This is a genomic window from Sphingomonas sp. HMP9 (genome assembly GCF_013374115.1).
Taxonomy (GTDB): domain Bacteria; phylum Pseudomonadota; class Alphaproteobacteria; order Sphingomonadales; family Sphingomonadaceae; genus Sphingomonas.
In genome coordinates this window covers 3504936-3518098 of sequence record NZ_AP022673.1, presented here as the reverse complement: position 1 = coordinate 3518098, position 13163 = coordinate 3504936, and the positions used below count along the sequence as shown (strand labels likewise).

The following is a 13163-nucleotide window of genomic DNA, read 5'->3' as shown; positions in this document are numbered from 1 at the left end:
AGGTGTAGCGTGCCCCCTTCCGCGCCCCTATAGCCCGCCTCCATGCAGCGGCTCGACGGCGGTGCGGCCATTCCCTCGCAGCTTGCGGGCGGGATCGTCGCGCTAGGCAATTTTGATGGATTTCACCTCGGTCACCAGGCGGTCGTCGCGCGCGCGATCGCGCGGGCCAAGGCCGAGGGCCGTCCCGCGCTCGTCGCCACCTTCGACCCGCACCCGGTCCGCCATTTCCGCCCCGACACGCCCCACTTTCGCCTGACCACGCTCGACCAGCGCGAGCGGCTGTTCGCCGAGGCGGGCGCAGACGCGATGGTCGTGTTCCATTTCGACGGTGATCTCGCCGCGCTGACCGCCGAAGCGTTTATCGCCCAGCGGCTGGAGGACAATCTCCGCATCGGCGGCGTCGTCACCGGCGAGGATTTCACCTTCGGCAAGGGCAAGGCCGGCACGGTCCACACGCTGGCGTCGCGCGGACCGGCCCACGGGTTTCGCGCGGAGACCGTCGCGGCAGTGTCGCTGAACGGCGAGACCGTATCCTCCACCCGGATCCGCGAAGCCCTGCGCACCGGCGACATGGCGACCGCGACGCGCCTCCTCACCCGCCCGTTCGCGATCGAGGGCGTGGTGCAGCACGGCGACAAGCTCGGCCGCACGATCGGCTATCCGACCGCCAATCTCGACATGGGCAAGTATCTCCGCCCCGCCTACGGGATCTATGCGGTGACGGCACGGCTCGAAGACGGACGCGTGCTGAAGGGCGCGGCGAACCTCGGCATCCGCCCCAGCTTCGATCCGCCGAAAGAGCTGCTCGAGCCGCATTTCTTCGATTTCGCCGAGGACCTGTACGGCCGCCGCATCGAGGTGTCGCTGATCGAATATCTTCGCGCGGAGGCCAAGTTCGACGGGCTCGACCCGCTGATCGCGCAGATGGACATCGACTGCGCGCGGGCACGGGCCATTCTGCGCTAGGTATCGAAGCCGCAAGCCGCGCGGGAGGGGGGATGGCAACGCGTCCTCCGCTCGGCTACAGCCCGGCCCACCTATGACCGATACTCCTGCGCCCGCCCGCGATTACCGCGACACCGTCTTCCTGCCGAAGACCGACTTCCCGATGAAGGCGGGCCTCGCCGCCAAGGAGCCGGCGATCCTCGAGCGCTGGGCGAAGCTCGGCATCTACGACCGGCTGCGCGAACAGCGGCTCGGGCGCGAGCGGTTCATCCTGCACGACGGCCCGCCCTACGCGAACGGCGACATCCACATGGGTCACGCCATGAACAAGGTGCTGAAAGACATCATCGTCCGCAGCCAGACCTTGCTCGGCAAGGACGCGCCCTATGTCCCCGGCTGGGACTGCCACGGCCTGCCGATCGAGTGGAAGGTCGAGGAAGCGTATCGCGCGAAGAAGCTCAACAAGGACGACGTCCCCGTTGACCAGTTCCGTGCCGAATGCCGCGCCTATGCCGAAAAATGGGTCGCCGTGCAGAAGGGCGAGTTCGAACGGCTGGGCGTGATGGGCGACTGGGCCGATCCGTACCTCACGATGAAATATGAGGCGGAAGCCACCATCGTCGGCGAGCTGCTCAAGTTCGCCGAGAGCGGCCAGCTGTACCGCGGCGCCAAGCCCGTGATGTGGTCGCCGGTCGAGAAGACCGCGCTCGCCGAGGCCGAGGTCGAGTATGAGGACATTGTCTCGACCCAGATCGACGTCGCGTTCGAGATCGTGGAGGCGCCGAACGCACCCGAGCTGGTCGGTGCGCATGCGGTGATCTGGACGACGACCCCGTGGACGATCCCGGTGAACCAGGCTTTGTCCTTCGGCGAAGAGATTCTGTACTCCGCTGTCCGTACCAGCGATGGTCGCACGTTGCTGATGGCAACTGATCTCGTTGAGAGTAGCCTTCAGCGCGCAGGTCTTAGCCTGGAATCCGAGTCATTAGTATGGGCAGGGAAAGGCTGGCAGCTTTACGACGCCACCGCCCGTCACCCGATGCACGCGCTCGGCGGGTTCTTCGCAAAGCCGCGACCGTTGCTCCCCGGAAGCTTCGTCACGACCGATGCGGGCACCGGGCTCGTCCACATGGCGCCGGATCACGGCGAGGACGATTTCGAACTCTGCAAGCAGTACGGCATTGATCCGGTCTTCGCGGTCGACGGCGCGGGAATGTACCGCGCCGACTGGGCGTGGCTTGGCGGGCAAGGCTCGGTCATCAACAAGAAGTTCGTGGCCGCCGACGGCCCGATCTGCACCGATCTGCGCGCGGCCGGCGCGCTCCTCGCGGCGAGCGACGACTTCAAGCACAGCTATCCGCATTCGTGGCGCTCGAAGGCCAAGGTGATCTTCCGCGCGACGCCGCAATGGTTCATCCCGATGGATGCGCCTGCTCCCTCTCCCCTCCGGGGAGAGGGTCGGGGTGAGGGGCAGCCAAGCAATGCTGCGCCCGAAACAGCCCCTCCCCCCAGCCCTCTCCCCGCAGGGGAGAGGGATCAAGAAGGCAACGGCGCCACGCTCCGCGAAATCGCACTCGACGCGATCGCCGCGACCACCTGGATCCCCGCGCGTGCGGAAAACCGGATCACGTCGATGGTGCAGGGCCGCCCCGACTGGGTCATCTCGCGCCAGCGCGCCTGGGGCGTCCCCATCGCGCTGTTCGTCAGCCGCGCCACCGGCCAGTATCTGAACGACCCCGCGGTCAACGCGCGCATCGTCGCTGCCTTCCGCGAGAACGGCGCGGATGCGTGGTACGCCGACGGCCACCAAGCGCTGCTCGGCCCCGACTATGCGCTCGCCGACTATGAGGTCGTGAAGGACATCCTCGACGTCTGGTTCGACTCCGGCTGCACGCACGTCTTCACCGTGGAAGCACGTTACGGCGAAGGCACCCGCGCCAACCTGTATCTCGAAGGCTCGGACCAGCATCGCGGCTGGTTCCAGTCGAGCTTGCTCGAAAGCTGCGGCACGCGCGGTCGCGCACCCTATGACGCGGTCCTCACCCACGGCTTCGCGCTCGACGGCCAGGGCCGGAAGATGTCGAAGAGCCTCGGCAACGTCGTCGATCCACTCAAGATCATCGGCGAGAGCGGCGCGGACATCCTGCGCATGTGGGTCGCCTCGACCGACTATTTCGACGACGTGAAGATCGGCAAGGAGGTGCTCGCCACCGCCTCCGACGCGTACCGGAAACTGCGCAACACGTTCCGCTACATGCTCGGCGCACTCGAAGGCTTCGATGAGTCGGAACGCGTCGCGGTCGCCGACATGCCCGAGCTGGAGCGCTACGTTCTCCACCGCTTGCGGATGATCGACACCGAGCTGCGTCAGGCGGCCGAAGCCTATGAGTTCAACCGCTACACGCGCCTGCTGACCGACTTCGCGAACGAGGACCTGTCCGCGTTCTTCTTCGATATCCGCAAGGACTCGCTCTATTGCGACGCCCCGAGCGACATCAAGCGGCGCGCATACCGCACCGTCCTCGACGTGCTGTTCCACGCGCTGGTCCGCTACGCAGCACCAGTGCTCTGCTTCACCGCGGAGGAAGTCTGGCAGGCCCGCTTCCCGAGCGACGACAGCTCGGTGCATTACCTCGAATGGCCGTCGCTCCCGTCGCTCGATGCGGACGACGTGGTCGGGAGCAAGTGGCGCGAGATCCGCGAGCTCCGCGTCGCCGTCACCGAGGCGATCGAGCCGTTGCGCCGCGAAAAGACGGTGCGCTCCAGCCTCGAAGCCGAGATCACCGTCCCCGTGATGCTGCTCGACGCCGACGCGCTGGCCGAGGCGTTCATCGTCGCCAAGGTCACGCCGGGCGACGCAGTCACCGTGACCCGCACCGACTTCCACAAATGCGGCCGCTGCTGGCGCCACCTCCCCGAGGTGACGATCGACGGCGATCTCTGCGACCGCTGCGACGAGGTCGTAGCGCATGCGTAACCTCCCCAAGGCCGGGTTCGGGGCAGCGATCGCGCTGTTCCTCGCCGATCAGCTCAGCAAATGGGCGGTGACGAAGCCGCTCGGCATCGACTCGCTGGGCGACTCGCAGACGATTACCTCGTTCTTCGACCTGCGCTTCGTGCCGAACATCGGCATCTCGCTCGGGCTGCTGCCCGCCGACGGCCACCTGACCCGCTGGGCGCTGGTGCTGCTGACCGGCGCGATCGCGGTCGGCGTCGCGGTGTGGATGACGCGCGAGAAGAACCCGGCCGATCAGGTCGCGCTCGGCTTCGTGCTCGGCGGTGCGGTCGGCAATATCCTCGACCGCATCCGGCTGGGTTATGTGGTCGATTTCGCCGACCTGCATATCGGCGAATGGCGTCCGTTTTTGGTCTTCAATGTCGCCGATGCAGCGATTACTGTCGGCGTGCTCGTCCTGCTTGTCCGGGCGCTTCTCGTGCGCGAAAAGCCCCCTGTGGAGAATTCCCATGCGTAAGTTCGTACCCCTGGCTGCCGGTCTGGCGAGCGTCGCCCTTCTGTCCGGTTGTGGCGCAGGCCGAAGCCTCGATCGTGCGCGCCCGGACGAGTTCGCCGTCGCCCGCCAGGCGCCGCTGGTGATCCCGCCCGACTTCGCGCTGGTCCCGCCACAGCCGGGTGCCGCCCGCCCGCAGGATACCGCCGCCAATGCCCAGACGCTCGACGCACTGTTCGGCGGCGCCGCTGCCCGCAGCCCGGCGGAGTCGGGCGTCGTTGCCGACGCCGGCGCGGACAATGACGATCCCGGCATCCGGTCGAGCGTGGGCGATCCCGGCACGACGGTCGTCGACAAGGGTTCGACGACCCGCGACATCGTCGCTGCACCGGAGGGCGATGGCCAGGACGCGCGCACGACCGCGAACTGATCGGGTTTACCCGGCACACGAAAAAGGGCGGCTCCTCGCGGTGCCGCCCTTTTTCGTATCTAACGGTCTCGCCTCACCCGTCATCCTGACGAAAGTCAGGATCCAGAACCGACAGCGGAACGCCTGCAGCGCTGGATCCTGGGTCGAGCCCAGGCTGACGGTCGATCAGAACGCCGCGGTCAGCGACACCAGGACCTTGCCGTTGGCGATGGAGCCGTTGCCGTCCTGCCCCCGGCTGAAGCTGGGCTGCAGATACGCCGACTCGCCCTTGCCGATGTCGGTATCGACATACGCCACGCCGAGCGTCAACGGAGTCGTCGGGATCACATAGTCCGCACCGAACAACCAGTCGAAATACTCGCCGGTCGGCGACACGCTCGTCGCGAAGGGCCCTAGACCCTTGTTGCCGTTCGAATAGCCGACATGCGCCTTCACCGTCAGGCCGGTGTTCGGGATCCCGCTGCTGACGTCGCCCCAGAGATAGAGGTTGTCGTCCTTGGCATTGACGCGGTCGTAGACGCCGTTCGCGGCCGACGTGCCATTGGCGTACCAAGGCCCCAGCGCCTGCTGCTTGGGCGCATAGGCGACGCCGGCGAGCAAGGCGACGGGGCCGACGGTGCCCGACAGCTTGGCGTAAGGCTCGATGAAGTCGGTGTTGTCGAAGCCGCTCGGGTACATGTACCAGGTCGCGCCGACGTCGAGCGCGCCGCCGCCGACCGGCACCTTGTAGCCCGCGATCAGATCGAGCTCCATGTTGGCGCCGCCGAACGTGCCCCAGCCCGCGAGGTTGGACCCCCAGGTGCCGATATACAGCCCGCTCTTGTGCGTGATCGTGATGCCGCCCTGGACGGCGAGGTTCTCGTCCGACTGCGACACGCCGCGGAAGCGATAGTCGCTGACGAGCCCGACCGAGCCACTGACGGTGATCTCCTTGGGAGGCGCCGTGTCGTCCTGCGCGAACGCCGGCGTTGCAGCAGCCAAAGCAATGCCGCCGAGAAGAAGTGTGGTGAAGCGCATCGTTTCCCTTTCGATACCGGAAGTCGATGTCCGCCCTGCATCCGTGGACGCCGCATCTATCGGGGCGAACCCTAGGGCGGTCTTTCCAACGGTAACCCCGCGATGACAGCCCGTGGTGCACCACACAAGCGAATCTTGCGTACAATTGGGCTTTGACAGCACGCATGTTGCGCAAGCGCCACAGTTTCGCGGGATCGTAGAAGCAGCGGCTCGGATCGCTCAGCGCATCAATACGCTGATCGAACGCCGCGTTTCCCAGCCCTCGCGCTCCAGTTCCGGGCTCATCGCGTCGATCTCCGGATATCCGATGCAGAGATACGCCACGAGCCGCCACGTCTCGGGCACGTCGAGGATCGATCGGATACCGGACGGGTCCAGTATCGAGACCCAGCCAAGGCCGAGTCCGTGGCCCTGGCTGGGATCGGGTTCGATGAAGACTGCGACCTGACACGGCGCCTGTTCGAGCCCGGCAAGCTTGAGGCGCGCGTAGGTGGCCGCCCGCGTCTCGTCCTGCGTCGTCAGGGCCGCTGCGTTGCACGCCGCGAAATCGGCGCGAACCGCAGCGCGGCGGGCGGGGTCTTCGACCGTGACGAACCGCCAGGGCTGGCTGAGACCCACCGACGGTGCCCCGTTCGCCGTCGCCAGCAACTGGTCGAGCAGTCCGACCGGCAACGCGTCGCGACGAAACCGCCGGACGTCGCGGCGCCAGCGGAACAGCGCGTTCAACTCGGCCTGGAACTCGGGGCCGAAGATGGGGGCTTCGGTATCCGCGGACGCGGACACGCCTCGATCGGAAATCGTCTAGCCCTTCGCAGCAGAAAACGCAGCGAGCCCGGCGTCGAGATCGGCGATCAGGTCGGCAGGGTCTTCGAGGCCGATCTGGAGGCGGACGATCGGCCCCGCCGCGTCACGCTTGGTGACGCTTCGGTACCGCTGCGGGTCGGCCGGGATGGCGAGGCTCTCGAACCCGCCCCAGCTATAGCCGATCCCGAACAGTTGCAGCGTGTCGATGAGCGCGGCGCGCGCCGCGTCGTCCCCGCCGTCCAGCACGAACGAGAACAACCCGCTCGATCCCTTGAAGTCGCGGACGAACAGGTCGTGGCCGGGGCAGCCGGGAAGCGCCGGATGGAGCACCTGCGCGACCTCGGGGCGCGACTGCAGCCACTTGGCGATGGTCAACGCGCTCGACTGGTGCTGCGCGAGGCGGACCGCCATCGTGCGCAGGCCGCGGCTGCCGAGCCAGCAATCGTCGGGGCTGGCGACCTGGCCGAGCTGGAAACTCGTCTCTCGCAGTTTCTTGAAATGGCCAGGGCCGGCAGTGACCGATCCGAGCATAACGTCGGAATGGCCGACGACGTACTTCGTGCCGGCGAGGATCGTCAGGTCGACGCCGCGTTCGATCGCGGGGAAGAACAGCGGGGTGGCCCAGGTGTTGTCGAGCAGCGTGGTCACCCCTCGCGCCTTCGCGGCGGCGACGATCGCGGGGACGTCCTGCACCTCGAAGCTGAGCGATCCGGGGCTCTCCATGAAGATCGCGCGCGTGTTCTCGCCGATCAGGTCGGCGATGCCCGCGCCGATCATCGGGTCGTAATAGCGCGTCGTGATGCCGAACCGCTTGAGCAGGCCGCCCGCCATCCCGCGCGTCGGATCATAGGCGCTGTCGACCAGCAGCAGTTCGTCGCCGGGCGACAGCACCGAGAGCAACGCCGCCGCGATCGCCGCGACACCCGAGCAATAGAGGAACGTCCCCTCCGCACCCGGCTCAAGCGAGGTCAGCGCGTCGGCGAGGCTCCACTGCGTCGGCGTGCCCTTGCGGCCGTAGAACAACCGGTGATGCGTATCGCGCGTCGCGCTGTCGCGAAGGTGGCCGACCGAATCATAGAGGATCGTCGACGCGCGCCACACCGGCGGGCTGACGATGCCTTGTGTCCACTCAGGTCGGCGGCCGGCGAGCACGACTTTGGTCGCATCGCCAACCGGCTTGTTCGTATCGCTCATGTCGTTCCCGTCGCCTTGGGTGTGGACGGATCGCCGCCCCATTCGGACCAGCTGCCGTCGTACAGCGCCGCCTCATTGCCGAGCAGATGCGCGCCGAATGCGAGCACCGCCGCAGTAATGCCCGAGCCGCAGGTCATCACGAGCGGCTTCGACAGATCGACGCCCGCCTTGTCGAACTCCGCCTTCAGCGCGGCGCCGGTCTTCCACGTGCCGTCCGCGTTGAACACCGCGCCCTGCGGTAGATTGGTCGAACCCGGAATATGCCCCGGCGCGGTGCCGGGCCGCGGGTCTTCCTCCGCCCCCGTAAAGCGCGCCGCTGAGCGTGCGTCGAGCACCTGCTCCGCACCGCTGTCGACGTTCGCCTTCATCTGATCGATAGCGCGCACGCCCTTGAGGTCCGCCCAGGTCGTGAAATGGCGATGCCGCAGCGTGTCCTTGCCCGACGCCATCTCGCGCCCCTCGGCCTGCCATTTGGCCAGCCCGCCGTCGAGGATCGCCACGTTGTGCGCGCCGAACAGCCGCAGCATCCACCACGCGCGCGCCGCGGTGTGCCACGGCGAACTGTCGTACAGCACGATCCGGCTGCCATCGCCCAAGCCCAGCGTCTGCATCCGGCTCGCGAACTTCTCGGCGGACGGCAGCATGTTGGGCAGGTCGCTGTCGGTATCGCGCAGCTCGGCGAGGTTCATGAACACCGCGCCGGGAATGTGCGCCGCCTCATATTCCGCCGCGGCGTCGCGTCCCTCGGCATAGGTCGCGTCGACGATCCGAAGATCACCCCCCCTTGATGGCGCGCCCAGTTCGCCTGCCAGCCATTCGGTGGTCACCAACGCGTCCATATCCGGCTCCTTTTGCTGACGTATCAGTAGCCAGCGGGGCCGCTCGCGTCGAGGGAGGCGAGAAACTGCGCGGCCTGTGCGCGCGTCGCGTCGCGGTCCGCCTGTGACTGTTTGGCCCAGTTGCGATACGGCATCGCGAGCCGGTTGTTGCGCCCGAGCTTGTCCTCGTGCCGCGCAAGGAAATCCCAGTAGAGCGCGTTGAACGGGCACGCATCGGGCCCGATCCGCTGCTTCACCTTGTACCGGCATGTCCCGCAATAATCGGACATCCGGTCAATATACGCGCCCGACGAGATATAGGGCTTCGAGCCCAGCAGCCCGCCATCGCCGAACTGGCTCATCCCCAGCGTGTTGGGCAGCTCGACCCATTCATACGCGTCGACATACACCTCGAGATACCATTGGTGCACCTTGGCGGGGTCCGCACCGATCAGTAGCGCGAAATTGCCCGTCACCATCAGCCGCTGGATGTGGTGCGCATGCGCGGTCTCGAGCGTCTGGCCGATCGCCTCGCGCAGGCAGTGCATGTCGGTCTCGCCCGTCCAGTACCAGCCGGGGAGTTCGCGGTGGTGGTCGAGGAAGTTGCGCTCGACATAGTCGGGCCCCTCGCGCCAGTAGATCCCGCGCATATATTCGCGCCAGCCGATGATCTGGCGGATATACCCCTCGACAGCGTTGAGCGGCGCACGCCCGGCACGATATTCCGCCTCCGCCCGCCGGCACAGGTCGAGCGGATCGAGCAGCCCCGAATTGATGTAGGGCGACAGGATCGAATGCCACAGATGCGGCTCGCCGGTGAGCATCGCATCCTCGTAGTCGCCGAACTGCGGCAGCGCGTGTTTGAAAAAGTTCGCCGCCTGTCGCTCGGCATCGTCGGCCGTCACTGCATAGTCGAACCCGTCGAGACTCCCCGGATGCTCGGCGAACCGCTCCGCCACCAGCGCCAGCACCTCGGTCGTGATCGCATCCGGCTCGAACACCAGCGGGCGCGGCATCAGCAGGTCGTTTTTCGCGGGCTTGCGGTTCTCCTTGTCGAAGTTCCAGCGATCGCCCTCGGGCTTGCCGTCGGTCATCAACAACCCGGTACGCGTCCGCATCTGGCGGTAGAACCATTCCATCGTCAGCGACTTGCGCTCCGCCGCCCAGGTCTCGAAATCGGCATGGCTCGCGAGGAACCGGTCGTCGCTGCGGATCGCGACGGGTATGCCGAACAGCGTCTCCCAGCTTTCGAGCATCGCCATCACGCGCCACTCGCCGCCCTCGGTGACGACGATCCGCTCGGGGTCGTGCCGCTCGACCGCGCGTGCGATCTCGCCGGTGAAGCTGCCCGCATTGTCGGGATCGTCGAGCGTGGTGTATTCCACCGTCCAGCCCGCCGCACGCAACGCCTCGGCATGATGCCGCATCGCCGAGAGGATATAGGCGATCTTGCGCTTGTGATGGCGGACATAGGTCGTCTCGTCGGCGACCTCCATCATCAGCACGATCGTCGCCTCGGGATCGTGCCCGCGCAACGATGCAAGGTCGATCGTGAGCTGGTCGCCGAGGATCGGTACAAGTGTGGTTTTCTTCAGCGTCATCGCCTCCTACATGGCGGCGTATGACCGCACCCGCCAACCCTTTGCATCTGGGCCAGAACAGCGCCCTCCCCGCCTCTCCAGAAGAGGCCGTGCTCGATTATGTTCCGAACCCGCGGCCGGGCCGGACATATCTCGTGCGGTTTGCCGCGCCCGAGTTCACGTCGCTCTGCCCCGTCACCGGCCAACCCGACTTCGCGCACCTCGTGATCGACTATGTCCCGGGCGAGACGATCGTCGAATCGAAGTCGCTGAAGCTGTTCCTGAGCAGCTTCCGCAACCATGCCGGCTTCCACGAGGATTGCACCGTCGGCATCGGCGAGCGGCTGTTCGACGAGATGAAACCCGTGTGGCTGCGCATCGGCGGCTATTGGTATCCACGCGGCGGCATCCCGATCGACGTGTTCTGGCAATCAAGTGCACCGCCGCACGATCTGTGGCTGCCGGACCAGGGGGTCGCCTCCTATCGCGGCCGCGGATGAGGGACGGAAAATATCGAATTGATTTGGATTGATATTTTTCCCGTGCTGCACTGCAGTATATGATGAAACTTTATGCTACCTGAACCGTTCAAATGGATGCGCGACCGGGTTCTCCCAGAAGTGCGCGCTCAAACGAGGGACAGGGTATGGTGAAACCGGCGGACGGTGGGAATATCGCGCGACTGGCGCTGATCGGTAATTTTTTGCCGAGACAGTGTGGCATCGCCACCTTCACGACCGACGTTTTCACGGCCATGCGCGCGCGCTTTCCCGAGATTGCCGTCGACGTCTACGCGATGGACGATCACCCCGGCAAATATGATTATCCGGCCGAAGTCACCGGCACGATCCCCGAGCCCGACCTTTCGGCCTATATCGACACCGCGCGGAAGATCGAGGCCAGCGGCGCGCAGGCGATCTGGCTCCAGCACGAATATGGCATCTTCGGCGGCCCCGCCGGCGAACACATTCTCGCGCTTCTTGATCGCACCACGCTGCCGGTCATCGTGACGCTGCACACCATCCTCGAAAAGCCCAACGCCGACGAGCGTCGCGTCCTCGAAGGCCTGCTGCGTCGCGCCGCCCGCGTGGTCGTGATGGCCGAGCGTGGCCGCGACATCCTGCAGCGCGTCTATGGCGCCAATCCACGCCAGATCGTCATGATCCCGCACGGCGTGCCCGACCGCGACCTGCTCGATCCTGCCGTGCTGAAGGACAAGTTCGGCTGGCAAGGCCGCAAGGTCATGCTGACGTTTGGCTTGCTCGCGCCCAACAAGGGGATCGAGACGGTCATCAACGCGCTCCCCACGGTGATCGCGAAGCATCCCGACCTGCTCTATGTCGTGCTCGGCGCCACGCATCCGAACCTCGTCGCATATGAAGGCGAGAAGTACCGCGACAAGCTCAAGGCGCTTGCCGTCGACAAGGGTGTGGCCGGCAATGTCGCGTTCGTCGATGCGTTTCTCGAACATGGCGAACTGCTCGATTATCTCCAGGCCGCGGACGTCTATGTGACGCCCTACACCAACCCTGCGCAGATCACGTCGGGCACGCTCAGCTATGCGATCGGCGTCGGCAAGCCCGTCATCTCGACGCCCTATGTCCACGCGACCGAAATCCTCGCTGACGGCCACGGCGTGCTCGTGCCGTTCGGCGATGTCGATGCGTTCGCGCGTGAGATTGACGCGCTGATGTCGAATGACCGCGATCGCAATCGGTTGGCCGAGCGTGCGTATGCGCGTGGCCGCACGATGATCTGGCCGAAGCTCGCCGAGGCAATGATGACGGAGATCCGTGCGATCGTGGCGGCGCGCCCGTTTCGCCTCGCCAAGGTTCCCGCACCGCTGAAGCAGCTCGCGCCCGATTTCGCCGCGGTCGAGAGGATGAGCGATTCGACCGGCATGCTCCAGCATTCGATCTACTCGATTCCCGATCGCCGTCACGGCTATTGCATCGACGACAATTGCCGCGCGCTGATGCTCATGAGCGCGATCCCCGACATGGATGAGGTTCTCCGCGACAAGTGGATGACGATCTATGCGTCGTTCGTGCAATATGCGTGGAACCCGGACACGCGCCGCTTCCGCAACTTCATGAACTACGATCGCACCTGGTGCGAGGATGCGGGATCGGAAGATTCGAACGGTCGCACGCTCTGGTCGCTCGGCGTCACCGCGCGCGATGCGCAGGCCGCCAAGCACCGCGACTGGGCGACCGCCATGTTCGACTCGACCGCGTCGGTGGCGCTTGAACTCGGCAGCCTGCGTGCACAGGCGTTCGCGATGCTCGGCGCCGCGGCGATGCTCGAGGCCAAACCCGGCCACCAGCTGTCGCTGTCGATCCTCGAGGCCTTCCCCAAGGTCCATCTCGATCTGCTCGCCAAGGCGCGCCGTCCCGAATGGCAGTGGTTCGAAATCGTGCTCGCCTACGACAACACCCGTCTCCCGCAGGCGCTGATCCGCGCAGGCCAGGCGCTCAAGCGTCAGGACCTGATCGAGTGCGGCCTCGCCACGCTCGACTGGATCGTCGCCAAGCAGACCTCGCCCGAGGGTCGCTTCCGCGCGGTCGGGTCGGAGAGCTTCAACCGGCCCTATGCGGAGCCGTTGCAGTTCGACCAGCAGCCGCTCGAAGCGCAGGCGACCGTCGAGGCGTGTGCGGCCGCGTTCGACGCGACCGGCGACGTGCGCTGGCGTGACGAGGCACTCCGCGCCTATGGCTGGTACCTCGGCGTCAACGACCTCGATCTGCCGCTGGCGAGCGTTGCGGATGGCGGCTGTTACGACGGCCTGATGCCGACCGGGCTCAACCGAAACCAGGGTGCCGAGTCGATTTTGGCGCTCCAACTCGCAAGTTGTGCCATTTCAGGGGTATCTAAAGCAGCGCAAAGCGTGGCAGGAGCCACCCGCGTCGTCGCCTAGCCGGACCTG

The 13163-nt window shown here is 66.2% G+C and carries 11 protein-coding genes; 6 read left to right on the top strand and 5 right to left on the bottom strand.

Features of this window, described 5'->3' with window-relative positions:
- Positions 1 to 42 precede the first annotated feature (42 nt).
- The 4 genes from HMP09_RS15840 (at position 43) to HMP09_RS15825 (ending at position 4824) form a co-directional block, all read left to right on the top strand.
- Positions 43 to 966, top strand: coding sequence for a bifunctional riboflavin kinase/FAD synthetase (locus tag HMP09_RS15840; protein ID WP_176501156.1), 924 nt, complete (start codon positions 43 to 45; stop codon positions 964 to 966).
- A 73-nt stretch (positions 967 to 1039) separates the two neighbouring features.
- Positions 1040 to 3922, top strand: coding sequence for an isoleucine--tRNA ligase (ileS, locus tag HMP09_RS15835; protein WP_176501155.1), 2883 nt, complete (start codon positions 1040 to 1042; stop codon positions 3920 to 3922).
- Entirely contained in the window at positions 3915 to 4418 is a 504-nt protein-coding gene (gene lspA / locus HMP09_RS15830) for a signal peptidase II (protein ID WP_176501154.1), read from the top strand. The genes ileS and lspA overlap by 8 nt, the downstream gene beginning before the upstream one ends.
- Complete coding sequence (locus HMP09_RS15825) at positions 4411 to 4824, top strand: DUF3035 domain-containing protein (protein ID WP_176501153.1); 414 nt, start codon at positions 4411 to 4413, stop codon at positions 4822 to 4824. The genes lspA and HMP09_RS15825 overlap by 8 nt, the downstream gene beginning before the upstream one ends.
- A gap of 165 nt (positions 4825 to 4989) precedes the next feature.
- Here HMP09_RS15825 and HMP09_RS15820 read toward each other — a convergent pair whose 3' ends face one another.
- The 5 genes from HMP09_RS15820 to HMP09_RS15800 all read right to left on the bottom strand — a co-directional run bounded on the left by HMP09_RS15820 (position 4990) and on the right by HMP09_RS15800 (position 10258).
- Entirely contained in the window at positions 4990 to 5841 is an 852-nt protein-coding gene (locus HMP09_RS15820) for a TorF family putative porin (protein ID WP_176501152.1), read from the bottom strand.
- Between the two features lie 219 nt (positions 5842 to 6060).
- Positions 6061 to 6624 carry a nitroreductase family protein gene (locus tag HMP09_RS15815; protein WP_176501151.1) on the bottom strand — a complete coding sequence of 188 codons (564 nt, stop codon included), beginning with the start codon at positions 6622 to 6624 and terminating at the stop codon, positions 6061 to 6063.
- Between the two features lie 18 nt (positions 6625 to 6642).
- Positions 6643 to 7839, bottom strand: coding sequence for a cystathionine beta-lyase (metC, locus tag HMP09_RS15810; protein ID WP_176501150.1), 1197 nt, complete (start codon positions 7837 to 7839; stop codon positions 6643 to 6645).
- Positions 7836 to 8678, bottom strand: a complete 843-nt coding sequence (locus HMP09_RS15805) for a sulfurtransferase (protein ID WP_176501149.1) — start codon at positions 8676 to 8678, stop codon at positions 7836 to 7838. The genes metC and HMP09_RS15805 overlap by 4 nt, the downstream gene beginning before the upstream one ends.
- A 23-nt stretch (positions 8679 to 8701) precedes the next feature.
- On the bottom strand, positions 8702 to 10258 hold the full coding sequence (locus HMP09_RS15800) for a cryptochrome/photolyase family protein (protein WP_176501148.1): 1557 nt from the start codon (positions 10256 to 10258) through the stop codon (positions 8702 to 8704).
- Positions 10259 to 10278: 20 nt separating this feature from the next.
- Between HMP09_RS15800 and queF the strand changes: the two genes are divergently transcribed.
- Together queF and HMP09_RS15790 are read left to right on the top strand one after the other, a co-directional pair.
- Complete coding sequence (queF, locus tag HMP09_RS15795; protein ID WP_176501147.1) at positions 10279 to 10737, top strand: preQ(1) synthase; 459 nt, start codon at positions 10279 to 10281, stop codon at positions 10735 to 10737.
- Positions 10738 to 10883: 146 nt separating this feature from the next.
- Entirely contained in the window at positions 10884 to 13154 is a 2271-nt protein-coding gene (locus HMP09_RS15790) for a glycosyltransferase family 4 protein (RefSeq protein ID WP_176501146.1), read from the top strand.
- Positions 13155 to 13163 lie beyond the last annotated feature (9 nt).

Bases quoted from the DNA above. Each gene is read 5' to 3' on its own strand.
- HMP09_RS15805 (WP_176501149.1), bottom strand. From the start codon at position 8,678: ATGGACGCGTTGGTGACCACCGAATGGCTGGCAGGCGAACTGGGCGCG.
- ileS (WP_176501155.1), top strand. From the start codon at position 1,040: ATGACCGATACTCCTGCGCCCGCCCGCGATTACCGCGACACCGTCTTC.
- HMP09_RS15820 (WP_176501152.1), bottom strand. From the start codon at position 5,841: ATGCGCTTCACCACACTTCTTCTCGGCGGCATTGCTTTGGCTGCTGCA.
- HMP09_RS15840 (WP_176501156.1), top strand. From the start codon at position 43: ATGCAGCGGCTCGACGGCGGTGCGGCCATTCCCTCGCAGCTTGCGGGC.
- lspA (WP_176501154.1), top strand. From the start codon at position 3,915: ATGCGTAACCTCCCCAAGGCCGGGTTCGGGGCAGCGATCGCGCTGTTC.
- HMP09_RS15800 (WP_176501148.1), bottom strand. From the start codon at position 10,258: ATGACGCTGAAGAAAACCACACTTGTACCGATCCTCGGCGACCAGCTC.
- metC (WP_176501150.1), bottom strand. From the start codon at position 7,839: ATGAGCGATACGAACAAGCCGGTTGGCGATGCGACCAAAGTCGTGCTC.
- HMP09_RS15790 (WP_176501146.1), top strand. From the start codon at position 10,884: ATGGTGAAACCGGCGGACGGTGGGAATATCGCGCGACTGGCGCTGATC.
- queF (WP_176501147.1), top strand. From the start codon at position 10,279: ATGACCGCACCCGCCAACCCTTTGCATCTGGGCCAGAACAGCGCCCTC.
- HMP09_RS15825 (WP_176501153.1), top strand. From the start codon at position 4,411: ATGCGTAAGTTCGTACCCCTGGCTGCCGGTCTGGCGAGCGTCGCCCTT.